This is a genomic window from Denitrovibrio acetiphilus DSM 12809 (genome assembly GCF_000025725.1).
GTDB lineage: Bacteria > Chrysiogenota > Deferribacteres > Deferribacterales > Geovibrionaceae > Denitrovibrio > Denitrovibrio acetiphilus.
In genome coordinates this window covers 2397099-2420822 of the sequence record NC_013943.1, presented here as the reverse complement: position 1 = coordinate 2420822, position 23724 = coordinate 2397099, and the positions used below count along the sequence as shown (strand labels likewise).

The 23724-nt window shown below is 42.7% G+C and carries 27 protein-coding genes; 21 read left to right on the top strand and 6 right to left on the bottom strand.

Translation table 11 applies throughout. The features are described from left to right. Nucleotides 1–3 precede the first annotated feature (3 nt). From DACET_RS11525 to rpsI, 15 genes are all read left to right on the top strand, one after another. Nucleotides 4–474 carry a chemotaxis protein CheX gene (locus tag DACET_RS11525; RefSeq protein WP_013011553.1) on the top strand — a complete coding sequence of 157 codons (471 nt, stop codon included), beginning with the start codon at nucleotides 4–6 and terminating at the stop codon, nucleotides 472–474. 54 nt (nucleotides 475–528) lie between these two features. After that, complete coding sequence (locus tag DACET_RS11520) at nucleotides 529–1269, top strand: prepilin peptidase (RefSeq protein ID WP_052293530.1); 741 nt, start codon at nucleotides 529–531, stop codon at nucleotides 1267–1269. 103 nt (nucleotides 1270–1372) lie between these two features. Further along, a complete protein-coding gene (tyrS, locus tag DACET_RS11515) occupies nucleotides 1373–2581 on the top strand; it encodes a tyrosine--tRNA ligase (RefSeq protein ID WP_013011551.1) in 1209 nt (402 codons plus the stop codon). A gap of 13 nt (nucleotides 2582–2594) precedes the next feature. Further along, a complete protein-coding gene (locus DACET_RS11510; protein ID WP_013011550.1) occupies nucleotides 2595–3851 on the top strand; it encodes a DUF1015 domain-containing protein in 1257 nt (418 codons plus the stop codon). A gap of 160 nt (nucleotides 3852–4011) precedes the next feature. Beyond that, nucleotides 4012–5367 (top strand): OmpP1/FadL family transporter, encoded by a 1356-nt coding sequence (locus DACET_RS11505; protein ID WP_013011549.1) that lies wholly within the window; start codon nucleotides 4012–4014, stop codon nucleotides 5365–5367. Nucleotides 5368–5475: 108 nt separating this feature from the next. Next, the gene (locus tag DACET_RS11500; RefSeq protein WP_013011548.1) at nucleotides 5476–6363 is read left to right on the top strand and encodes a M15 family metallopeptidase; all 888 of its coding nucleotides are present in this window, start codon (nucleotides 5476–5478) and stop codon (nucleotides 6361–6363) included. Next, nucleotides 6360–7643 carry a YhjD/YihY/BrkB family envelope integrity protein gene (locus DACET_RS11495; protein ID WP_041229975.1) on the top strand — a complete coding sequence of 428 codons (1284 nt, stop codon included), beginning with the start codon at nucleotides 6360–6362 and terminating at the stop codon, nucleotides 7641–7643. The genes DACET_RS11500 and DACET_RS11495 overlap by 4 nt, the downstream gene beginning before the upstream one ends. 153 nt (nucleotides 7644–7796) lie before the next feature. Beyond that, nucleotides 7797–9149 (top strand): signal recognition particle protein, encoded by a 1353-nt coding sequence (ffh, locus tag DACET_RS11490; protein WP_013011546.1) that lies wholly within the window; start codon nucleotides 7797–7799, stop codon nucleotides 9147–9149. Nucleotides 9150–9244: 95 nt separating this feature from the next. Beyond that, the gene (gene rpsP / locus DACET_RS11485) at nucleotides 9245–9511 is read left to right on the top strand and encodes a 30S ribosomal protein S16 (RefSeq protein WP_013011545.1); all 267 of its coding nucleotides are present in this window, start codon (nucleotides 9245–9247) and stop codon (nucleotides 9509–9511) included. Nucleotides 9512–9531: 20 nt separating this feature from the next. Then, nucleotides 9532–9765 (top strand): KH domain-containing protein, encoded by a 234-nt coding sequence (locus tag DACET_RS11480; protein WP_013011544.1) that lies wholly within the window; start codon nucleotides 9532–9534, stop codon nucleotides 9763–9765. 92 nt (nucleotides 9766–9857) lie between these two features. Further along, nucleotides 9858–10367 (top strand): ribosome maturation factor RimM, encoded by a 510-nt coding sequence (gene rimM, locus DACET_RS11475; protein ID WP_013011543.1) that lies wholly within the window; start codon nucleotides 9858–9860, stop codon nucleotides 10365–10367. After that, the gene (trmD, locus tag DACET_RS11470) at nucleotides 10354–11631 is read left to right on the top strand and encodes a tRNA (guanosine(37)-N1)-methyltransferase TrmD (protein ID WP_013011542.1); all 1278 of its coding nucleotides are present in this window, start codon (nucleotides 10354–10356) and stop codon (nucleotides 11629–11631) included. The genes rimM and trmD overlap by 14 nt, the downstream gene beginning before the upstream one ends. Nucleotides 11632–11643: 12 nt before the next feature. Then, nucleotides 11644–12000, top strand: a complete 357-nt coding sequence (rplS, locus tag DACET_RS11465; protein WP_013011541.1) for a 50S ribosomal protein L19 — start codon at nucleotides 11644–11646, stop codon at nucleotides 11998–12000. A gap of 70 nt (nucleotides 12001–12070) precedes the next feature. Further along, nucleotides 12071–12499 carry a 50S ribosomal protein L13 gene (gene rplM, locus DACET_RS11460; protein WP_013011540.1) on the top strand — a complete coding sequence of 143 codons (429 nt, stop codon included), beginning with the start codon at nucleotides 12071–12073 and terminating at the stop codon, nucleotides 12497–12499. Nucleotides 12500–12510: 11 nt separating this feature from the next. Further along, the gene (gene rpsI, locus DACET_RS11455; protein ID WP_013011539.1) at nucleotides 12511–12900 is read left to right on the top strand and encodes a 30S ribosomal protein S9; all 390 of its coding nucleotides are present in this window, start codon (nucleotides 12511–12513) and stop codon (nucleotides 12898–12900) included. A 119-nt stretch (nucleotides 12901–13019) separates the two neighbouring features. Here rpsI and DACET_RS15670 read toward each other — a convergent pair whose 3' ends face one another. Together DACET_RS15670 and mnmA are read right to left on the bottom strand one after the other, a co-directional pair. Continuing rightward, nucleotides 13020–13691: a 7-cyano-7-deazaguanine synthase gene (locus DACET_RS15670; RefSeq protein ID WP_013011538.1), complete on the bottom strand. Its 672-nt coding sequence runs from the start codon at nucleotides 13689–13691 to the stop codon at nucleotides 13020–13022. Then, complete coding sequence (gene mnmA / locus DACET_RS11445) at nucleotides 13675–14709, bottom strand: tRNA 2-thiouridine(34) synthase MnmA (protein ID WP_013011537.1); 1035 nt, start codon at nucleotides 14707–14709, stop codon at nucleotides 13675–13677. Before mnmA ends, DACET_RS15670 begins: the two co-directional genes overlap by 17 nt. Before the next feature lie 117 nt (nucleotides 14710–14826). Here mnmA and DACET_RS11440 point away from each other — a divergent pair, with 117 nt between their 5' ends. Genes DACET_RS11440 through DACET_RS11425 form a run of 4 tightly spaced genes read left to right on the top strand, consistent with a single transcriptional unit; the run spans nucleotide 14827 to nucleotide 17322 of the window. Continuing rightward, nucleotides 14827–15426, top strand: coding sequence for an HAD family hydrolase (locus DACET_RS11440; protein ID WP_013011536.1), 600 nt, complete (start codon nucleotides 14827–14829; stop codon nucleotides 15424–15426). Nucleotides 15427–15439: 13 nt separating this feature from the next. Then, nucleotides 15440–15985: a hydrolase gene (locus DACET_RS11435; RefSeq protein ID WP_013011535.1), complete on the top strand. Its 546-nt coding sequence runs from the start codon at nucleotides 15440–15442 to the stop codon at nucleotides 15983–15985. 3 nt (nucleotides 15986–15988) lie between these two features. Further along, entirely contained in the window at nucleotides 15989–16486 is a 498-nt protein-coding gene (locus DACET_RS11430; RefSeq protein ID WP_013011534.1) for a DUF1007 family protein, read from the top strand. Between the two features lie 29 nt (nucleotides 16487–16515). Then, nucleotides 16516–17322: a nickel/cobalt transporter gene (locus tag DACET_RS11425; RefSeq protein ID WP_211204080.1), complete on the top strand. Its 807-nt coding sequence runs from the start codon at nucleotides 16516–16518 to the stop codon at nucleotides 17320–17322. Between the two features lie 72 nt (nucleotides 17323–17394). On the opposite strand, the gene DACET_RS11420 is transcribed toward DACET_RS11425, so the two are convergent. From DACET_RS11420 to DACET_RS11405, 4 genes are all read right to left on the bottom strand, one after another. After that, nucleotides 17395–17991 (bottom strand): peroxiredoxin, encoded by a 597-nt coding sequence (locus DACET_RS11420; RefSeq protein ID WP_013011532.1) that lies wholly within the window; start codon nucleotides 17989–17991, stop codon nucleotides 17395–17397. Nucleotides 17992–18252: 261 nt separating this feature from the next. Beyond that, the gene (locus DACET_RS11415; RefSeq protein ID WP_013011531.1) at nucleotides 18253–18717 is read right to left on the bottom strand and encodes a PilZ domain-containing protein; all 465 of its coding nucleotides are present in this window, start codon (nucleotides 18715–18717) and stop codon (nucleotides 18253–18255) included. 77 nt (nucleotides 18718–18794) lie between these two features. Next, a complete protein-coding gene (locus DACET_RS11410) occupies nucleotides 18795–20111 on the bottom strand; it encodes a 2-dehydropantoate 2-reductase (protein ID WP_013011530.1) in 1317 nt (438 codons plus the stop codon). Continuing rightward, nucleotides 20089–22497 carry an ATP-dependent Clp protease ATP-binding subunit gene (locus DACET_RS11405; protein WP_013011529.1) on the bottom strand — a complete coding sequence of 803 codons (2409 nt, stop codon included), beginning with the start codon at nucleotides 22495–22497 and terminating at the stop codon, nucleotides 20089–20091. The genes DACET_RS11410 and DACET_RS11405 overlap by 23 nt, the downstream gene beginning before the upstream one ends. 177 nt (nucleotides 22498–22674) lie before the next feature. On the opposite strand from DACET_RS11405, the gene DACET_RS11400 reads away from it, so the two are divergent. Both DACET_RS11400 and def read left to right on the top strand, forming a co-directional pair. Next, on the top strand, nucleotides 22675–23217 hold the full coding sequence (locus DACET_RS11400) for a glycine cleavage system transcriptional repressor (RefSeq protein WP_013011528.1): 543 nt from the start codon (nucleotides 22675–22677) through the stop codon (nucleotides 23215–23217). A gap of 3 nt (nucleotides 23218–23220) precedes the next feature. Further along, a complete protein-coding gene (gene def, locus DACET_RS11395; RefSeq protein ID WP_013011527.1) occupies nucleotides 23221–23724 on the top strand; it encodes a peptide deformylase in 504 nt (167 codons plus the stop codon).

Below are 23724 nucleotides of genomic sequence, written 5' to 3'. Positions count from 1 at the left end.
ACTATGAAAGCAGATTACATTAACCCGTTCATAACCTCCACCAGTGAAGTTTTTAAAACTATGGTGGGCATTGAACCGGAACGCGGACAGCTCTATCTTAAATCAGACGAAAAACTTCCTTATGACATTTCAGGCGTAATAGGACTTGCCGGACAGGCTTCAGGTTTTGTTGTGATCAGCATGACGGAACGCCTTGCTTTTAAGGTGCTTGAGAACTTTCTAGGTGAGAAGAAAACTGAGATGGACGAAGATGTCATGGATGCCATTGGTGAGATTCTCAACATGATTGCAGGCGGTGCCAAACAGGTTTTCTCAAACAAGGGGATCCGTTTTAAAATTTCTATTCCAAACGTTGTCGTTGGGAAAAACCATATGGTCGGAAAACAGCGTAATGTCCAGTGTATAGGCATGACGTTTAAGGTCGGTGACGATGTCTTCGTTATCGAAGTTGCTCTGGAAGAGAACGGCAGATAATTTCGGCGGTGTGATATAATACTTCATCTTTATGCGCTTTGTCTGGGGCTCTGTATGGGGAGCTTCATGAACGTTCTTATATACAGACTTCCCAGAGATCTTTCAATAGTACGCCCTCCTTCCCACTGTACATCCTGTGGTGAGAGAGTGCGTTTTTATGATAATATACCCGTTATAAGTTGGATTCTGCTGCGCGGAAGATGCCGTTTCTGTAGCTCAGAGATATCTTTTATGTATCCTGTAACAGAGATACTGACAGGTGTTCTTGTGTGGTACAGCTTTTATAGGTTTGGTCTCACAGCCCAGTTTATTCATGCCGTACTCCTTATCCTTGTGATGGTTTCAGCGGGGCTGGCGGATCTTTTTTCAGCTTTAGACACAGAAAGCTTTGAATGCGGTATAATACCCGACAGCCTTATCGTTTTCGGTATAGGCGGAGCTTTGCTTATGGCCTACATAGTCAGGGAGGATGTGCGTTTTGCTGTTTATGGTGCTGCTGTGGGCTTCATGGCACTGTTCATCCCTGCACTTCTTTATAGGCTGATACGTAAGCGCGAGGGGATGGGGTTTGGCGATATAAAGCTTGTGGCTGTTGCCGGTGCGTTCCTTGGGGTGAAGTCTATCTTTTTTGTTGTTTTTGCAAGCGCTCTGATGGGGGCTGTAATTGGAATTATATGGCAGTTTGCTGCCCGCAAAAGGGACATCATGATTCCGTTTGGTCCGTTTATTTCCGCAGCTGCGTTAATTTATCTTTTCTTTGAAACCACTATGGACAAGCTGTTGTACGGGATATAGTATACTAAAAACAACAGTTCACTTGAACAATGTCAGATAATCAGATATAAACTACATACATTTTGCTTGATATTGCGTTAAGCGTAATTTATATGGAGGCAATGTGCTAAAACCAGAAGAGCAGTTAGAACAGTTAAAACGAGGGTGTGAGGAGATCATCTCTGAAGAGGATCTTCTTAAAAAACTCACTAAATCATATGAGACAGATACACCGCTCCGAGTGAAAGCAGGGTTCGACCCTACAGCTCCTGATCTCCATCTTGGGCATACAGTACTCATTCAGAAACTCAAACACTTTCAGGATCTTGGTCATAAGATAATATTTCTTATCGGGGATTTTACAGGAATGATAGGCGACCCCTCCGGGAAAAATGAAACAAGAAAAGCTCTGACAAGAGAAGATGTTCTTGCTAATGCTGAGACATATAAAGAGCAGGTTTTTAAGATACTCGACCCGGAAAAAACTGAGGTGGCATTTAACAGTGTATGGATGAAAGATATGTCAGCTTCTGACATGATCAGGCTGACCTCTCACTATACAGTGGCGAGAATGCTTGAGCGTGATGATTTCTCCAAAAGATATAAAGAGAACAGACCAATCAGTATACACGAATTTATATATCCGTTAATTCAGGGTTATGACTCTGTGGCGCTTAAAAGTGATGTGGAAATGGGCGGAACTGACCAGAAGTTTAACCTGCTGGTTGGGCGTGATTTGCAGCGTGCCTATGGGCAGGCTCCGCAGATAGCGCTTACTATGCCTATTCTGGAAGGGCTTGACGGCGTACAGAAGATGTCAAAATCTCTCGGTAACTATATAGGTATAACAGAATCGCCAAAGGACATGTTCGGGAAAGTTATGTCCATCACGGACGAGCTCATGTTCCGCTACTACCTGCTCCTTTCTGACAGAAGCCTTGAGGATATCAATATACTTAAGCAGTCTGTCGCTGATGGAAGCAAGCATCCTATGGATGTTAAAAAGGAACTTGCGATGGAAATAGTAGCAAGGTTCCATTCAGAAGAGGCAGCAAAAGAAGCGAGAGAGGGCTTTGAGCAGGTATTTTCGAAAAGAGAAAATCCTGACGAAATGCCTGAATATAAAATAGGAACAGATGTTAAACTAATCGACGTTATAACAAAGAACGGTTTAAACTTCCTGCCGAGCAACAGCGAAGCCAGAAGGCTTGCCAAGCAGGGCGGAATTTACATAGATGGTGATAAAGTAGAGGATATTGACCAGTGTCTGCATGCAGGGCAATATGTCCTGAAAGTAGGCAAAAGAAAGTTCGCAAAGCTTACAGTAAGCTAATCGGAGGAAGAAAGTGTCTATAGTAAGACCTTTAGCTGGGGTGAGATACAATCTTGAGGAAGTTCTTCTCAAAAATGTTATTGCTCCTCCATATGATGTAATCTCTCCTGAGATGAAAGAGAAATTGAAGGCAAAATGCCCTCATAACGTTGTGACAATGGATCTGCCGGACGGGCAGGAAGACAAATATGCTAACGCAGCAAAAATCTACAAGGATCTTCTTGATAAAGGAATCCTGAAAAAAGACAAGAAGTCCTGCTTTTATGTTTATGAGCAGATTTATGAATTCGGCGGCAAAGAATATGTCCGCACAGGATTTGTAGGACTTTTAAAACTTGAAGAGCTTGGTAAGGGCTCTGTCTATCCACATGAAAAGACGCTCTCTGGTCCTAAGAAAGACAGATTTGAGCTTATGAAAGAGTGTAAGACAAATTTCAGCCAGATTTTCGGTCTTTATATGGATAAGGAAAACATGCTGAACTCTGTTTTCAACGATGCCAAAAAGAATATGCCGGCGTCATCCGCAGTGGATGATGAGGGCGTAAAAAATACTCTATGGGCTGTAAATACCAATGAGGCTGTTCAGTATATAGAAGGCTTTATGAAAGATAAGGCAATATATATAGCTGACGGACATCACCGCTATGAAACTTCTCTGAACTATCGGGACTATATGCGTGAGCTGAATGGTGATGTACCCGGTGAAGAAAAGCCTTATGACTATGTTATGATGATGTTTGTTAACTTCTATGACGAAGGTCTGAAGATATTCCCTACTCACAGAGTTGTGGATGTTGAACCTGCTTTCGACATGGCTGCTTTTCTTGAAAAGCTCGGAACAAAATTCAGCGTTGAAGAGCTAGCAGATGAAGCAGCTTATAACGAATATCTAAGCAATGATACAAACGGCAGGACTATGGCTGTTTACTTCGACGGTAAATTCTACGGTCTGAAAGCTGGGGAAGAGGTTATCGAAAGCCTCCACCCTGTTTACAGGAAAGTGGACACATACCTCCTCCAGCAGGCTATAATGATTGATATGCTAGGTATGTCTGAGGAGCAGATACTCCGCAAAGAGGGTGTGCATTTCGTTCAGACTATGGACAAGATAAAAGATCTGACCGAAGACAGGAAAGCGGTCGCTTTTCTTCTTAAAGGTGTGGATATAGATATTGTCCGCGAAATATCGGAAAGTGGTCTTGTTATGCCTCAGAAATCAACCTACTTTTATCCTAAATTACAAACGGGGCTGGTCATAAACCAGCTTTAAGAGATGAGATACACTAAGGGTTAACTGATTAACAGTTAACCCTTTTTTATTAGTATGTAAACTTGTTTAATTAATAAACAATCCTCCTAATTATTTTGTTGATTCTTTCAAAACAATGTAATAACTTTGTATGATTCTTGTGTAAATTATGGAGGATCTGATGACAAGATTTTTAATTATTGTTCTTACCATTTGCCTGACAGGGGGAGCAGCGTTTGCTGGTCATGTTGACACATATGGCATAGGTTCAAGAGCAACTGCGATGGCTGGTGCCATGACCGCAGGAACAAACGACCCTTTTGCAGTACATTATAATCCTGCTGCTATGAGCAGGATAAAAAGACCAACGTTTTCTGTTGGCGCACACATGGTTGATCCGTCTCTTAAAATAAAAAACTTTCATGCTGAAATGACATCTGATTATCCTATCAGTAATGTTTCAGGCGACAGTGAAGTTACTGACGATTCGCCTTTGCTTATTGTGCCCCATATTGGTTATGTTCATCCTATAAACGATAAGATTGCTGTCGGTTTTGCTGTTTATGTACCGTACGGGCTTGAACTTCACTGGGATGATAATGCATCAGCAAACCCTGCTGCTTATAATACTTTTCACTCATGGTATGTGAGAGAGGTTATAACTCCTTCTATCTCTTATAAAGTTACTGACAAGCTTTCACTTGGCTTTGGTGTGGTTCTCGGCAAGTCAAAGGCTGGGACTGAGAAAGTCAGATATGTACCTAGCTTTATGGCAGCCGCTGCCGCTCCTTATGACGAGCTTACAGGAGCACAGTACGAAACAAAAATGGAAGATGACTTCAACTATTCTTTCAACTTCGGTCTTCTTTATGAATTCAATGAAAAACTTGCATTAGGTGTTGCGTTCAGAACAGAATCTAAAACACATATGGAGGGGAGAACAGATGTTAGCCCTGACCTGACAATGTGGCAGAATCAGAATGTTGATGCATCCGTTGATATAGATACTCCGAATCAGCTTCAGATAGGTTTGGAATATAAGCCTACACCGAAATGGAGCATCAATCTGGATGTTACAAGAACATGGTGGGGCTCTATTCAGGATTATTCAGTGAAGTTTGACGACCCGTATATGGCAACACCAGGCATCACAGATGGTGCTAATGAAGAGTATTACGACAGAGAATGGAAAAACGTTTTTCAGTACAGAATCGGTACAGAATATAAACTTAATGAACATGTTGATCTGCGTGCCGGCTACTATTATGATCCTTCTGTTGTACCAGGAAACACATTTGATGTGCAGTGGCCTGATGCGGATAAGCACGTTTTTTCCGGCGGTGTAGGTATACATATGGGCAGAGTAACTGTTGATCTCACACTTCAGTATATCAAGATTGAAGATGTACACATCAACGGTGACTCCCACAACCTTAACGAAACTTTTACAAGACCCGGATATCATGAAGGTGAAGTATATGCGACTGCATCAGGACACCTTATTGGTTATGGCGCTACAGTTTCTTACTCATTCTAATTTAAATCTGAGGCGGTCTCATTTAGGGGCCGCTTTCTATTCTCTTACCTCCGGTCGTTATTTTCACTTTAAATAATATTATCAATTTAGTAGTATTAGGTGGTAAATATGCAGACAAAGGTATGCCCTATGATAAACAGAAGGGATTTGCTGAAATTTTCATTTTCTGCTGCTGTGTTATCCGCTTTACCGGCGGGGGCGTATGCTTTCAGCGGTTATGGGCTGAATAAGCCTGTTCCGGTGCGTTCGTTTAATGATGTCGGTCGTGAAAGTGTGTTCAGCTCGCAGGATTATTTTGAAAAGATCCGCAACTTTAATCATGCATTTTCAGATGACCTCCACGCGGACGAAATTGAGCTCAGCCTGATAAAGTCATGCCAGACGAAGACGCACGCCCTGATGCGTTATGTAGGCTTTGGCAATTTTAATATTCTCAACTTTGATGACGCCCTGAGATATATGGAATCAATCGATACTCTCACACCTTTTACGAAGGCTGAAAAGGATTATCTTGAACTTCTGTTTTCAAGGAATGCATCAGACTATGGATTCTACGGTGAAAGGATTTTTGACAGTGTTACTGACAGGGTAAATGAAGACGAGCTTGTTAAGATTCCTGGGAGCGGACATTTTATATATAAGGCTCATTCGCTGGCTATCTATGAAAAGATTACCAAAGAGATGAACTCACTCATACTCACATCTGGTGTGCGCAGCGTCATGAAACAGCTTCACCTTTTTCTGACCAAAGCTGTCAGTACGAAAGGTAATCTTTCGATGGCTTCGCGTTCTGTTGCTCCTGTGGGGTACTCTTACCACGGTATCGGCGATTTTGATGTAGGTATAAAAGGGTGGGGCTATGCTAATTTTACAGATAAGTTTGCCACCACCAGAGAGTATGCAATGCTTATGAATCACGGTTACATGCGCATCAGATACGACAGGAAGAATCCTTACGGTGTGCGCTTTGAGCCATGGCATGTTAAGGTTGTGTGAAAGTGCGCTTCCGGCGTTTTTTCAAAGAGCTTTCTAATCCTGAGAAGTATTTTCTGGATTTTTTTCAGAAGATCAGTCTGGCATATAATTTTTTTAATCGGAATGAACTTCGGAATCACGCTGCTGCATGTGCATATTACATGCTTTTGTCGTTAATCCCCCTCGTGCTCCTTCTTTTATATATTTTTGATACATTTCTTAATAGATATCCGGCTTTTTCTGATGATATTTTTACTGTATTGTCAATGTTTAATGAGAAAATAACTCCGGAGATGTTTGAAAAATTCGGGATATCGAAAGCTGCCGGGAGTGCAATCGGGATATTCGGTATATTCAACCTTCTTTTCAGCAGCAGACTTATCCTTGGGTCTATTCAGCGGGCGTTCAGCATCATTTTTCCTGCGGAGAAAAAACGTAATTTTCTGCTCGAGAATGCAATTTCTCTGGGTATACTTCCGGCCGCCTTTATCTTGGTGCTACTGATAGGGGTGTTCAACTCTACAAAAGATATTATCTATAAGTATCTTGAGTTAAATAATATCAACCTGGAAATCATACAGCCTCTTTTTAATGCTGCCGCTCTTATCCTTCCTGCATCGACAGGTTTTGTAATAGTATATTTCATTTACAGATATTTGCCTGTCCGGAAGCCGGGTACAGGTAATGCCCTTAAAGGAGCATTGCTTTTTATGGTTATATTTGCAGGGAGCAGGTCGGTTGCTGTGGTTGTTTTTAAGCATATTGCTGGAAATACGGCATATGGTCTTCTCGGAAGTCTTATAATTGTGCTCATATGGTCGTATTTTGTTTTTCTGCTATTCCTATTTTGTGCACAATATGTGTTTGTAAACTTCAGGTCTGATATTTTGATTTTGAACAGACTTTTCAGCGATGATGATATAAATACAAGATTTGTTCAGATGAATAAAAAAGTGCTGGAGAAGTATACGCAGACGTTTGAAGCAGATGAGGTGATCATTGAATCAGGGAGTGGGGCTGACAATGTCTACTACGTAATTTCCGGCGGACTGGAGGTGCTAGACCCTGACGGAGGCAGTGCTTATATCAAAACAGGCGAAATGTTCGGCGAGGTGGCGCATCTGATGTGTGAACCGCACAGATTAACAGTAAAAGCAGCAGAGCGAAGTGAGGTTCTTGTGCTTGACAGAGAGGTCTTTGATAATGTTCTGCGGGGAAATGCAGACCTTGCAAAGCGGATCATGGAATTGTTATGTAGAAGGCTGCGGGATTCTCAAGATTTGAAAGAACCCGTTGTCTGATCTGTTTCACGCATGTATAATAAGCACCTGTTAATATTATGTGACGGTGTGAAGGGTTTTTTATCAAAAAACTAAATAGTCGTTGACATGACAGGGGCTTTAACCTATAAACTTTAGTTCACCCTTATACCTTGATAGAGGTGCGTTTAAAATATGTTTACTACATTGAATGATAAACTCAATGCTGTTTTTTCTAAGCTGAAGAAACAGGTTAGGATTGATGACGAAAATATAAACGAAGCCCTTAAACAGGTCCGTATGGCTCTGCTTGAGGCTGACGTTAACTTTAAAGTGGTTAAAACCTTCATAAATAATGTCCGTGAAAAGGCGTTAGGGGAAGAGGTCAGGAAAAGTCTCACCCCCGATCAGGTTTTCATAAAAATTGTAAATGATGAGCTTGTGGATATCCTCGGTGGCAAAGACTACAAGGAAGCCAAAATAAAGCTCAACTCTAACCCTCCTACAGTGATTATGATGGCTGGTCTTCAGGGTTCCGGTAAGACAACTTCTGCCGGAAAACTGGCGAACTTTTTTATGAAGCAAAGCAAATCGGTGCTCCTAGTGGCAGGCGATATATATCGCCCAGCGGCAATTGACCAGTTGGAGACACTGGGCAGACAGCTTGGCTGTGATGTCTATTCGGACAGGGAGAGCAAGGATGCGGTGAAGATCGCAAAAGATGCCCTCGCACATGCAAAGAAGACTGCCAAAGATATATTGATAATAGATACGGCAGGACGACTCCATATAGACGAAAATCTAATGAACGAGATTGTCCGCACTAAAGAGGCTGTGAACCCTGATGAAGTTCTCTTTGTGGCAGATGCCATGACAGGGCAGGACGCAGTAAATGTGGCTAAAAGTTTTAACGATATGCTGGATGCTACAGGTATTATCCTTACTAAGATGGACGGTGACGCACGAGGCGGTGCAGCACTTTCTATCAAAGAAGTCACAGGAAAGCCTCTGAAGTTTATCGGTACTGGTGAGAAGCTCACAGAATTTGAGCAGTTTTACCCGGACCGTATGGCTTCACGTATTCTCGGCATGGGGGACATTGTTACCCTTGTTGAGCGTGCGCAAGAGTCCATTGAGGAAGGCGATGCAGAAGAGATGGCCGCCAAGATGGCAAAACACGGACTTGATTTTGAGGATATGCTCAAACAATTTCGTATGATAAAAAAAATGGGATCACTCGACAGTATAATGCGTTTGATACCCGGGCTCGGCAACATGAATATGGGCGAGATAGACGACCGTCAGTTTAAAAAGACTGAAGCGATAATCTTCTCCATGACCCTGAAAGAGCGCAGGAATGGGAAACTGCTGAATGCAAATCGTAAGAAACGTATTGCAAGAGGCAGCGGAACAAATGTTGCGGATGTTAACAGGCTTGTGAATCAGCTTAACCAGATGAATAAAATGATGAAGCAGATGAAAAAGAAGCTTGGAGGCTCAAACAAGCTGAATCCGGCAATGATGAGAGATTTTCTCAAAATGAAATAAGACCGGACAGGTTATAAAATAAAGCAGGGTGTTGTAAAACATACTTGCTAAAAGATATTATAAAAATAACTTAAATAATAGCGAGGTAATACCAAGTGGCTACCAAAATCAGACTTATGAGACTCGGTCGTAAAAAAAGACCTTTTTACAGAATTGTAGTATGTGACAGCAGAGAGAGACGTAACGGTAACTTCATTGAAGTTCTCGGTTTCTACAACCCTATGCCTGAAGTGGCAGAGATCAGAATCGACGAAGATAAAGCTCTCAGCTGGCTTCAGAAAGGTGCACAGCCTACTGATACTGTTAAAAATATCCTCTCCAAAAATGGAGTGATGAAAAAATACCACGAGTCCAGAGGTTAATTCTCCTAGCGAGGTGAACCATGAAAGAACTAGTCGAATTCATAGTGAAATCACTGGTAGATAATCCAGATGCTGTAAACCTTAAAGAGGTAGAGGGCGAAAAAGCCTCTATTTTAGAGCTCAGAGTAGATCAGTCTGATCTGGGGAAGGTCATCGGGAAGCAGGGGCGTACAGCCAAAGCTATCAGAACCATTCTGAACGCTTCCGGAGTGAAATGCGGTAAAAAGGTGGTTCTCGAGATACTCGAAGACTAAGGGGCAGATGCGGAGACCCTCCGCTGACGCTGACAGTAGAATATTTAATTACAAAAGGGGCAGGGCAACCTGCGCCCTTTTTGGCATGGTTCATGAAGCTGATAAGAGTTGGCAGACTAATAAATACACATGGACTTGACGGGGAGCTTGTTTTGCAGGTTTTGACAGAAAGTCCGGAAGTTTTTGACGATATGCAGTATATGATGCTTGCAGTTAAAGGGAATGTTCAGGCATCTCTGGAAATTGAGTACATGCAGGAGTACAAGGGAAATATCCTTGTTGGTTTTGCAGGTGTGGAAGACATTGATACTGCTAAAAAATATAAGGGGATGGAAGTTGTTATCCCCGAAGAGATGCTCCCCGAGCTTGACGGCGAGATTTACTGGCATGAGCTGGAGGGGTGTCCGGTGTTTGACAAAAACGGAGAGTTGGTAGGGGCGCTTGCAGACTACATGGAAGCAGGCGGTGCAGACATCTTCCGCATTAAATGCGAGGATGAATATTACCTTATCTCCAATAATACAGACCATGTTTTAGAGATAAATGTGAAAGAAAAGAAGCTGGTAATCGACAGGATCGGGCTGGTCAGTGAAAAAATATAATATCCTCACAATATTTCCTGATATGTTCCGGGATCCTTTTTCGGTTGGTGTGCTCAGCAAAGCTGTAGAGTCCGGGTTTTTCCATATTAACCCCGTTAACATCCGGGAATACACTACAGACAAGCACAGAACAACAGATGACTACCAGTATGGCGGCGGACAGGGGCTTCTTATGAAGGTAGAGCCCATTCACCGTGCAGTGCAGGATATTAAACAGAAACAGGGCGGCACACGTGTGATTTTGATGGATCCCAGAGGGAAACGCTTCACACAGGATGATGCCGAACGACTCAAAGAGTACGACAGCCTCACTTTCGTATGCGGAAGGTATGAAGGCGTTGACGAAAGAGTTGTTGATCTGGTGGTGGATGAGTCTTTGTCGCTGGGCGACTTCGTTCTCACAGGCGGAGAGTTCGCATCTATGGTGATGATAGATTCTATAGCCAGACTTTTGCCCGGGGTTCTGGGTGACGAGAATTCTCCTCTGGAGGAATCACATCAGTCGGGGCTTTTAGAACACCCTCATTACAGCAAACCCAGAGAGTACGAAGGGCTGGCTGTTCCTGAGATTCTGTTTTCGGGGCATCATGCCAATATCGAAAAGTGGCGCAGAGAAAAATCTCTCGAAATCACCTTTCAGAACAGGCGGGATATGCTGAAAACAGCAAAACTTTCGGATGAGGACAAAAAATATCTTGACACTTTGGGCGGAAAGAAGAAAATATACGTCGCTCTGCTCCACTATCCGATGAAGGATAAAGAGAAAGAAAATGTCGCAACATCCATTACTAATATGGATTTACACGACATATCCAGAAGCTGTACTACATATGATGTGAAAAAATATTATGTGGTTACACCTTTGAAAGCACAGCGTGAGATAGCCGGAAGGGTTATCAAACACTGGCTGGAAGGATACGGAGCAACTTACAATGTTAACCGTAAGCAGGCATTTGAGGGCACACAGCTCACAGAAGGTCTGCTGGACGTGATCGCTGATATCGAAAAGAAAGAGGGTGAACGCCCGGTTGTTGTGGCTACCACAGCCAGAGACAGCAGAGCGGACATCGGATTTGATGAAGTTTCAGCGCTGTCCGAGGATAAACCCTGCCTGATAATTTTCGGAACAGGATGGGGGTTTACTGAGGATGTTTTTAAAATGTCTGACAGAGTGCTTAAACCTATTGAGGGGGCTGGGAACTTCAACCACCTTTCGGTCAGAAGCGCTGTGGCAATAATATTAGATAGGATATACAGGTTTTAGGAGGACTTTTCGATGAAGAATAAATTGATCGAATCTGTCGAGTCACAGTTCAATAATAAAGAACTTCCAGAATTTCGTGCTGGTGACACAGTTAAAGTTCACTTCAGAATTACAGAGGGGAACAAAGAACGTATTCAGGTTTACGAAGGGCTCGTGCTTAAGATTCACAACGCAAGTTCTAACTCTACTTTTACAGTTAGAAAGATGGTAGGCGACATTGGTGTTGAAAGGATTTTTCCATTTTATACACCTAAGATTGACAAGATCGAACTTGTCAGGAAAGGACGTGTACGTCAGTCAAGACTTTACTACATGAGAGAACTTCGTGGTAAAGCTGCTAGAATCAAAGAAAGAAGAAAGGGCTTCTAATTAAAAACTGCTTGACATAAGTCCGCAATTTTAATAAAAAAGAAGGCTCACAGTTAGACGAGGTATATGAATGAAGACCTATTGGGCAAAACCCGACGAAATAGAACAGAAATGGTTTGTTGTTGATGCTGAGAATAAGATTCTCGGACGTCTTGCTACTGAGGTTGCAACTATCCTCATGGGTAAGCATAAACCGACATACACTCCTTCCATCGACACAGGGGACTTTATCGTTATAGTAAATGCAGAGAAATTTGCTGTAACAGGTTCCAAGATGACAGATAAAATTTACTACAGACACTCCGGCTACCTTGGCGGTATCAAAGACAGAACTCTTAAAGAGCAACTGGAAAAGAAACCTGAGGAAGTTATCAGAATGGCTGTTAGAAGAATGCTCCCTAAAACAAAAATGGGAAGAGCTATGATCAAAAAGCTTAAGATATATACAGGCGGAGCGCACCCACACGCTGCTCAGAACCCTGAAACACTTGAGATTTAAGGAGATTATTGATGGCTGACTATACATACGGAACAGGTAGAAGAAAAACATCCTGTGCCAGAGTTTTTATGAAACCTGGTAAAGGTAAAGTAACTATCAATGGCAAAACTCCCAGCGATTATTTCAGCAGGGAAACACTTTGCATGATCAGCTTACAGCCTCTTGGTGTTATCGGTGCTGAGGGTAAGTTTGACCTTTATATTACTGTCAAAGGCGGCGGTAAAACAGGTCAGGCGGGCGCTATCAGACACGGCCTCTCCAGAGCTCTCTGCGAGCTTGATGCGGCTAATCGTCCTGAACTTAAAAAGAGAGGTTTCCTCACAAGGGATGCCAGAGCTGTTGAAAGGAAGAAACCTGGTAAACCAAAAGCCAGAAAGTCTCCTCAGTTTTCCAAACGTTAATCAATACAGATTATCATATATCAAAGGGCTTCTTCGGGAGCCCTTTTTTTCGTTTATTCAAATCTTTATGATGATATCTTATGCCGGATGAGAAAAATTTAGGTGTCGGATGATAGTGGTCAGCACAATGCCTTTTGTGATGTCACAGCCTGAAAGTCTGCTTCTGAGAGCGTTAGCGGTTTCTTGAACTCTACGTATCTTCTGTCTATACGATATCTGATCCCCGGCAGTTTGTGCCTTAAAGGTGTTTCGAAGAGTGCTACTCTGTCAAGCCCCTGAGTGTCGAAGCTACCGTCAAACCTTGTTGCTTTACAGGATTCGTCAAGAAAATCTATCCCCGTGAGTTTATTGCATTTTGTTTTTGTATATTCTTTCCCGAGTCCGAGTTCATACAGGGGGGATATTACTCCCATTTCTTTTGCGGCTCTGCTCCCCTGGCGTTCTGTAAGGTCGTCGTCTGCATTGGTTCCGTCAAATATCGTATCAAAGCCTTTCATTTTGAGCATACCTGACATCACTGCTTTTTTGCAGTAATAGCATTTCTCATTTCCACCCAGATAAAATTCATTCGGCATCTCTACGGTGTATGATTGGTGTCTCACACCTAATATCGCTGCAATCTTTGCTGCATTTTCAAGCTCTGATTCAAAAAAATGCTGATTAACGCATGTAACAGCAAGTACATTGTTTTTGCCGATATGTTCCGCTGCTAGCATGAGTACAGCGGCAGAATCGGCACCGCCGCTTAATGCCACTATTGCATTGTTATATTTGCTAAAATACGCTTTCAATGTACCCACCGCAAGTTACAAGGTCATTTTCGTAGACACAGGCTATCTGACCCGGGGTCGGTGCAAATTCAGGTCTGTCGAAAAGAATTGTTGCGGTGTTGCCGGGGTGTATTTCTACCATACAGGGCACAGGAGCCATCCGGTATCGGACTTTGACTTCTGCACGGAAGACCCTGTCGTGATCATCCGGGAAAACGAAATCATGGACTTTGACACCTGTTCCGGTCACTTCATCTTTATTCCCGAGGATGATATTACCACTTTCTGCGTCTATGTGTTTGACAAATAGCGGTTCGTGATAACCGATGCCGAGCCCCTTGCGCTGACCAATGGTGTAGTATATTATCCCTTCGTGCTCTTTGAATTTCTCACCGTCTTTTATGAACCAACCCTTTTTTATGCTATCTTTGTCAATCTTAGATTCGAGAAAATCTCTGTAGTCTCCGCCCTTCAGAAAGCATATATCCTGACTTTCATCCTTGTCCGCAACAGAAAGCCCCAGTTCGGCTGCTTTTGCTTTAACATCAGTTTTTTCCATCTCTCCCAGTGGAAATTCGATAACTTCTCTCTGGTGATCTTTAAGGAGGCAGAGGTAATATGACTGATCTTTTCTGACATCCTGCCCTTTCTTGAAAAAATACTTTTCACCAACCTTAACTTTACCTGCGTAGTGCCCTGTAGCGATTTTTGTTGCGCCTTTGGACTTCATCTCTCTGAAAAGATAGTTGAATTTTGCGTGTCTGTTGCAGTGTGCGCAAGGATTCGGCGTTCTCCCCTGAATGTATGTGCGTATGAAATAAGATATAACATCTTCTTTGAAGTAATCAGTATAGTCTGCGTAGTACCAGTCTATTCCAAGCTCTTTTGCAGCTTTTTCCCCGTCATGTAATGCTTCGGTCTGCTCGTCGAAGAATTTTATGGTGCAGCCGATGACATCGTACCCTTTTTCTTTCATGATGTGTGCAGTGAGGGTGCTGTCTACCCCGCCGCTCATGGCAATTAGAACTTTTTCTTTCAATTAAATATCTCCATATTATCGTATAAATGACACAATAGGTCACAGGCTAATGTTTTTCAACTTCATTCTTTAATATTTGGTACTTATATTGTATCTTGTGTGCATGGAGGCTTAGAAATGATCAACACGGTTTTTTTTGATTTTGGCGGTGTGATAGCAGAAGAAGGCTGGCAAGACGGACTTAATGATATAGCTCGTTTTCATAATCTGGACAGTAAGAAATTTTTTGATGATGCTTGCGATGTTTTATGGTCAACCGGCTACATGTACGGCAAAGCAACAGAAAAAGAGTTGTGGGACGGAATTTACTCCAGATACGAGCTTAAGATGAGCGTGGACGAAATGCGTGGACTTATTTTTGACAGGTTTACCATAAGAAAGCCGATGCTTGAACTGGTTGAAAAAATTGGCGCAAAAGGCTATAGACTTGCTATACTTAGTGACCAGACAAACTGGCTGGATGAATTTAATGAAAAGTATGGTTTTTTCAGCCTTTTCGAAAAAGTATACAACTCATATCATATAGGCAAAGGCAAGAGTGACCAGACTCTTTTCCCTGAGGTGTGCAAAGATTTCGGTGCGGTTCCTGCGGAAGTGCTTTTTGTCGATGACAACGCAGGACACATTGAACGTGCCTCAAACGAGGGACTGCAGACTGTTCACTTTACTGACTGGAAAAATGATATAACTGTTATAGAAAAGTTATTAAACTTATAAAAAGGGGTGCTCTATGTTCAAATTAAAAACTGATGATACCGCTGTAGTTGTGATTGATGTTCAGGAAAAGCTTGTAGTGGCAATGGATCCCGATATCTACGCTGACATGCTCTCCAACACGTCAAAGCTTGTGAAAGGGGCAAAGGTGCTCGGGCTTCCTGTTCTTTGTACACAGCAGTATACAAAAGGTCTGGGCGGTACTGTTGCTGAGCTTGCCCGTGATGTAAGCAGCCACATAGAAAAAGTTACTTTTTCCTGCTGCGGAGAGGAATCATTTAAAGCAGCACTGAAAGAAAACGGGATAAAAAATGTCGTTATCTCCGGTATGGAGACACACGTTTGTGTTTTGCAGACAGTGCTTGACCTTCTTGATGACGGTTATAATGTGCATGTCGCTGCTGATGCTGTTTGCAGCAGGTCAGACTTTAACTGGGAAATCGCTCTCGATATGATGAGCAAGGCGGGCGCTGTGATCACATGTGCCGAAGCTGTTCTCTTCATGTTGCTCGGGACTGCGGGTACACCGGAATTCAAAGAGATTTCAAAAATCGTAAAATAATAAATGAAGCAACTGATAATACTATTATTGCTTTTATGTTCGGGTTTAGTCTGGGCTCATCCTCATGTTTGGATAGAGTCCAGATTAAACGTTCACGGGAGCACAGTTGATATTGTTTGGGAATTCGACGAGATGTTCAGCAATATCCTTTTCAGTGATTTTGACATAGACAGAGACAGACAGTTTACAGGGATGGAAGTCAAAAAACTGAAAGCAGATATGTTTGATAATCTTGTTAATTTTGATTATTTCATGCGGGGATACTGCGGCAATGACATGCTGGAGATAGGCAGTGCCGAAAATTTCAGTATTTCGTCTACGAAAAAGAAGGTCACATATAAATTCAGCCTGAATATCCCGATAAAGAACTGTAAAGGGGTAGTTCAGTTGTATAATTATGACGAGACATATTACTCTGACATAAGCGTTGTACAGGTGAGCGGAAACGGCACAGTACTTCAGGACGATGTCGGCGGCAGAAAGTTTGTGGAGATAAAGTGAAAGTTTTATTATTGATTATAACATTATTTATGTTTAGCCATGCGGAGCTGATGGCAAATCCGTTTGCGGCAGGCAAACCCTCGGAACACCAGAAAGAGCTGGTGCAGAAGCCTGAACGAAATGCATTTTATAATTATCTTAGCGACAAACAGCAGGTTATTAAAAGCAGGCTGACCGATGTTTTTACTGATATTAAAGAGAGACCCTTTTCATCATCTTTTATATTATTTTTAGTGTTGAGCTTTATCTATGGTGTATTCCATTCGCTTGGTCCCGGGCACGCCAAAACCCTTGTTTCGAGCTATCTCCTTTCGACTCCGGCAGATGTTTTCAGATCAGTTATTTTCGGTTGTGTGGTTGCCTTCGGGCATGCATTTTCAGCGTTTATCCTTGTGGCTTTCATTTATTATATATTGAAAAGTTCTGTCACGTTAGGGTTCGATACTGCTTATGGTTTTATGTCCGCAGTGTCTTACTCCATCCTTCTTATTATCGGTTTGTATCTGCTTTTTAGTAAGCTCCGCAGTAATAAGCAGGATAAACGTTCAAAGGGAGGTTTTCTGTCAAGCGCTGTCCTCATCAGTATAACTCCATGTCCCGGAGCTATGGTGCTCTCAATGTTTGCGTTTACAAATGATATGCCCTTAGCCGGTGCTCTTTCAGTATTTTTTATGGCTTGCGGGATGGCTCTGACAATATCTGCTGTGGCTCTTGCTACCTGCGGTTTCAGGTCAGCAGTGACAGTTAATGACAGATACCGGTTTGTTTACGGAGCTGTCGAATATGCAGGTATATTGCTTCTGCTTCTTTTCAGTTTACTTATGTTAATAAGATAATATGATGGTTACGTTCTGATATAAAAGGGAGCCCCATTAAGGAAACTCCCTTTACTGTGGGTTTGCGGAAATTTATTTTTGCCAACCTTCAGGGTTGTTTTTGTAGTAGTCTTTCATCTTTTCAGGGTCTGGAGTCATAGTTTCTTTCCCTGGAGTCCATCCTGCCGGACAAACTTCACCATGTTTTGCTACGAACTGGAGCGCGTCAATATTTCTGAGGATTTCGTTTACGTTACGTCCGATGCCGTTGTCGTGTATAAGCTCAAACTGAATTACGCCGTTCGGGTCTATGATAAATGTCCCTCTGAGTGCCATCCCCTGATCAAGCAAAACACCGTAATCTTCTGCTATGGACTTTGTAAAGTCAGCTACGAGAGGGTAGGCTACGTTGCCGAGTCCGCCTTCTGTGCGGGGGGTGTTGATCCACGCAAGGTGGCTGAATTTTGAATCTGTGGAAACGCCTATAACTTCACAGTCGCGTTTCTGAAATTCAGCATAAGCGTCTGAAAGGGCTGTGATTTCTGTCGGGCAAACAAATGTGAAATCAAGCGGATAAAAGAAAAGTACCAGCCATTTCCCTTTATAGTCTTCAAGTTTAATATCTTTGAATTCCTTATTTACGACTGCTTCCGCAGTGAATGTAGGTGCTGCTTTTGTAACTAAGCTCATGTATTAATTCCTCCGTGTTTGTTTCGTTTTTAAGAGAGTATATCAAAAGAGAAAATTAGTCAAGTGGTAAAGGGGATGAAAAATGTCTGATTAGTATGTTGTGAATGCGAGCATTACGTTTATAACATACACTCGTTGACAGGGCAAACTCCTATTGTGCACAGGCGCAGCAGTAATGTCTGCCTGAGTAATGTTATGTTAAAAAGTAGGAGATAAACTGGATAAGCATATCCCCGCTATAATCCTTTCAGAAAAGATAAATTAAAATTTTCTCGGAGTCCGGGACTGTTTCTTACTGTTTCTGACCCCATGCAGATGTTCTTCCCAAATAAATTTTGAGAGTACATTTTCATTTCTTCTGCTTAGGTTAGTAAACTGCACACCGCACCTGCCCCCCTCTTGCCAGACGATTCTTCCTGCGATAGGTGTCAGGTCAAGATGGTTTTTATGCAGGTAAGCTTCTTCGCAGTTTAAACATGCAGGCTGCGTCATTTTCCCAGGGGGGGAGAGTTCGACTCTTTGTCCCAATTCCAGCTTTCCGGCGTCGGGTATGCACATTCCGCCTATTGAAATATCTGTAGTAGTAGCGCAGATGCAGTTTCCGTATCGGTGTTTTCCGGTTTCAGTATCTTTGCCCTCAATAACAGATACGCAGAAATGCAGTCGAGACTTAACGCGCATATGTTTTCTGCGGTTGTCTTCTTGCCTTTGTACCTTATTAATCATTGTAGCCCTCTAAATTATAATATCGGCAAATGAGGTGATTACGCAAGAGGTGAATGTGTTAAAGGTATTGTTACTATTTAAAATTTCGATAAGTGACTATTTATGATCTTTAGGTGATCGAAAACGATATTGTCGGGTAATTCATTTAATTTATAGAACACTGCTTTTTTGGCGTCATCGCCTGCTTTGGCATTTTGGTCGGACTGAGTTTGGAAGACAACAGAAACAGTGTGCCCCCGTTTGTCTCTCAGAGGATCTGAAAAGACACCGAGCATCTCAATATTTTCTGCGTAAATTCCGGTTTCTTCAGCTAATTCTCTTACTGCCGCATTTTCGACTGTTTCGCCATAATCAACAAAGCCGCCGGGGAGAGCCCAGCCGTATGGCTCGTTCTTTCTTTCTATAAGCAGGATACTGTCGCCTTTGCGCACTATCATGTCAACTGTAAGTTTTGGGCAATGAATAAAATGACTGCCGAATTTAAACTGAAGGGCACGGTAGACTGTTTCACAGTATGGAGCTTTCTGACCATTGTTTTCCAGCGTACGTATGACTGGACCCAGTATGCCGTCAATCTCCGGGTTTCTGTGCTTTTCAATGTCCTGAAGCATGCTGGTTTTGTAGTTTTTCAGAGTTTCTCTGTAAGCAATTTTCTCCTGCCATTCTTCTTCGGTTATGGTAACCCCGTGGATAGCGGCAGCAGCGACAACTTCCCGAACCATATTTTCAATGAGTGGTCTGGTGATTTCACTGTTTATCATAGGACCGCACGTACTGTCTAAAAGTGCGGAGAGTGGGTTGTATCCAACATTCCAGACTAGTTTGCTCCATACGGTGTGTTTTATGGAGTTACTTATGTTTGACTCTATTCCGCTGTTATCAAATATGTTTTTAAGCATATTTTCGTATTTTTTCGATTCGTCTGTCCATCCGCCGAATGTGCACCCGCCTGATGATGTATGGTTAACTTTCCCGGGAGGGTCTATACTGAGACCTATAAAAAGGCTTGCGGCCAGTGTCCTGTGACTGCCGAAAAACCCCGCAATCGTCTGTGGGTTCTCAACACCATTCTGAAACGAAACTACACAGCCATCCTGCTTTAGGTTGTTCCTGAGTTGTCCGCATGTAACAGCAGTGTCACCTGATTTTACGCAAATGAGTAGAATGTCATACTGACCAGTCGCTTCTGAGACAGCTTTCACATCGATTTCGTGGTCGCCGTATTTATAGCTTGTTATTGCAAGTTTTCCGGAATCCCCCATTGCGGTAAGGTGTTCTCCCCTTGCGAGGAGTTCCACATTGTATCCGGCTTTTGAAAGAAACCCGCCGTAAAAACTGCCGATAGCACCTGCTCCGGCGACAAGAATACGTTTATTTAAAAACGATTTCATCATTTATCATCTTAACTTTCAGATTTTTGCGTTTAGCAAATTTGCCCTCAAGGAGTATTTCGCTGAGGGGATCTTCGATTTTAGACTGGAGAAGTCGTTTAATAGGTCTTGCTCCATAGCTGTATTCATATTCACCGCTTAAAAGATGTTCTTTCACATCCTGATCAATAGTGAGCTGTTTGCCTGCAATTTCAAGGCGTTTGTTGATTTCTATAAGTTGCAGGTCGATTATTTCAATCAGCTCAGCTTTGCCCAGCGGTTTGAAAACAACAAGACTGTCCACTCTGTTTATAAACTCAGGTGGGAACCTGTCTTTAAGCTCTCTGTGGGCATTTGTACTGAAAACATCATAGTCGATCTCATTATTTGATTCCTCTTTTGTGTCGAAACCGAGTGTTTTTCTGTTCATGCTCAGTTTTGTACCCAGATTGGAAGTCATGATAATAATCGTATTCTTAAAGTTGACCTTATGTCCGAGGCTGTCATTTATGTGCCCGTCGTCCAGTATCTGAAGCAGTATATTCAGCACTTCAGGGTGAGCCTTCTCTATTTCGTCAAAAAGCACAACAGAGTAAGGTTTTCTGCGTACCTGCTCGGTCAACTTTCCCCCTTCTTCGTAGCCGACATAGCCCGGAGGCGCACCTATAAGGCGAGAGGAGTTGAAACGTTCCATGTATTCGGTCATGTCTATGCGTATGAGTGAGGACTCTGACCCGAAAACAGTTTCAGCCAGTTTTTTTGCCACCTCTGTTTTACCGACACCTGTAGGTCCCATAAAAATGAAAGACCCGAGAGGGCGGGCAGGGTTGGAAAGTCCGGCGAAGCTTCTTTTAACTGATCTGGAGAGGGCGTCAACCGCCTCATCCTGACCGATAATGAATTCTTTTATATCTTTGTCGATGTTCGCTATTCTTGCCATGTCGTCTGTTTGCAGTTTCTGAACCGGAACACCGGTCATGTGTGCTACAACTTCTGATATGTTTTCAATGGTGAGTGTCGGCCAGTCAAGATCCAGCTCTTCCTCCCACTCTTTCTGAGCGACGGAAAGCTTAGTGGCCCACCGTTCAACATCTTTTGAATATTTCTGTATGTTGTCGTAATCGTTGGCACGTAGTTTTTCGTCACGGAGCCCCTTTAACTGTTCCAGTTTATTTTTGATACGAACCATATCGTCCGGCATCGTGCGTGTGGCAAGCTTCAGCCTTGAACAGGCTTCATCAAGTACATCAATACTTTTGTCCGGCTGAAATTTCTCGGTGATGTATCTGTCGGTGAGTCTGGTGATCTCTTCCAGCACATCGTGAGGGATGAATACCTTGTGAAAATCTTCGTAAAAGCGCTTGATGCCGTCCAGAATCTGCACTGTCTCGTCAGCATCCGGCTGGTCAACAGAGATAGTCTGAAAGCGTCTGTTAAGAGCTCCGTCTTTCTCAAAGTTTTTGCGGAATTCGCTGAGTGTTGTAGCTCCGATACACTGGAAAACACCTCTTGCCAGTGCGGGCTTAAGCATGTTGGAAGCATCAATCGATCCTTCCGCTGCTCCTGCACCCACGATAGTATGTATTTCATCTATGAAGATAATGACGTTGCCGTCGGTTTCTATCTCTTTTATAAGATTTTTCATGCGCTCTTCGAACTGACCGCGGTATTTTGTACCTGCAACAACATTGCCGAGTTCCAAAGAAAATAGGCGTTTGTTGCGGAGGAAATCAGGTACGTCCTCACTAGCCATCTTGAGAGCAAGCCCTTCGACAATAGCTGTTTTTCCGACACCTGGTTCGCCTATGATGACCGCATTATTTTTGATACGTCTGCCGAGGATCTGTATCAGTCGTGTTATCTCTGTGCTCCTGCCTATGACAGGGTCGAGTTTGCCGTCCATGGCGAGTTTTGTCAGGTCACGCCCGAACTCGTCAAGTGTAGGGGTTACTGCCTGATCGGTATTTTTCGCATAGGATTTTGATACAGTCTGTATCTCTTCACGCAGGGTTACAAGGTCGAAGCCGAGCTTTGAAAGGAGCATAGAAGCTTTTCCTTTCTTCTCTTTCAGCAGTCCCAAAAGGATATGTTCAGTATTCACATATTTGTTTTTGAGATTTTTTGCTTCTTCCACAGAGAAATCCAGAACATTCTTTCCGTTCTGGCTGAAAGGGAGACTCCCTTTTATCATAAGGTTATGTCCCTTCTCGCTAACTCCCTTGACATCGTTCATCAGCATGGAGACATCTATCCCCCTTCTGCTGAAAATTTCTGCCGCCAGCCCGGAACGCTCTCTCAGGAGCCCGAGCAGAATGTGCTCTGTATCAATAGATGTCTGCATAAGGCGTTCTGACGCCTCTCTTGCAAACAATATTACTCTTCTTGCTCTGTCAGTAAATAATTCAAACATATTGCTGTCCTCTCATTATTTATTATATTGCTGAGAGGGTTACTTTTTCAATAGTAATCTTTTGTGTTCTCAAGAAACTATATTAAATATCCCGTGTTTTATAATAAGGTTGACATCATCATGTATGGGAATGATAATATTTTTAAAAGTAATCTTAAAATGCTTTTGAGGTGAAATATGAACACAGAAAATATTTTTGCTGTTACGCTGATAGCAGCGGACAGACCAGGTATTGTTGCTGGTGTGTCCAAGGTGTTTTATGAGAATAATTTCAATATAGAAGATTCCAGCTCTACACTTCTGCAAGGGTTTTTCTCTGCGATTTTTATCGTGAAGTGCAAAGAGGGGCGCACATCTGAGCAGGTGAAAGAACTTTTCTCTGACTTTGAAAAAGCTATGGAAGTTGATGTTCTCGTTCAGGAGATTGCGGAGCCTGTTGAAAAACCTGAGGGGGAGCACTATGTTGTTTCCGTTTATGGCTCTGATAAGCCTGGGATTGTAAACAAAATTGCCGAATACCTTTCAGAAAAGAAGATAAACATTATGGATCTTCAGACAAAGGTTGCAGGTTCAAAAACTAGTCCTATATATATCATGGTTCTCGAAGTTATTGTTGAGAGCGGTGCTGACGTCGGCGACTGGGAAGGCGATCTGAAAAAGATATCCCGTGAGCTCGGCACAGATGTAAACATAAGACATATAGAAACATACGAGTTTTAACACATGGCAGTAAGAGAAGTATTAGTATATCCGGACACTAGACTCAAAGAGATGGCAGAAGATGTTGAAAAACTGGATGATCACGCGAAACAGGTTGTGCGTGACCTGATAGACACAATGGAGGAATCCGGACACTCCACAGGGATAGCTGCGACTCAGATAGGCGAAAAACTGCGCATTGTTGTGGCTGATGCATCAAAGAATAAGAAATGCGAAAACAATCACGGCAGACTGGTGCTTATTAACCCTGAAATACTCAAGTGGGAAGGTATGCTTCAGTTCCGTGAAGGATGCATGTCTGTTCCTGATTATACGGGGAATGTCAATCGTGCGCGTAAGATACTTATAAAGTATAATGACGAGAATTTCGAAGAGAAGGTTATAGAAGCAGAGGGTTTTGAGGCGGTTCTGCTCCAGCACGAGACAGACCATCTTGACGGAACTCTGTTCATTGACAGGGTTATTTCAAAGCGTACTGACCTTTTCCGAAGAAAGAAATATAAGTAG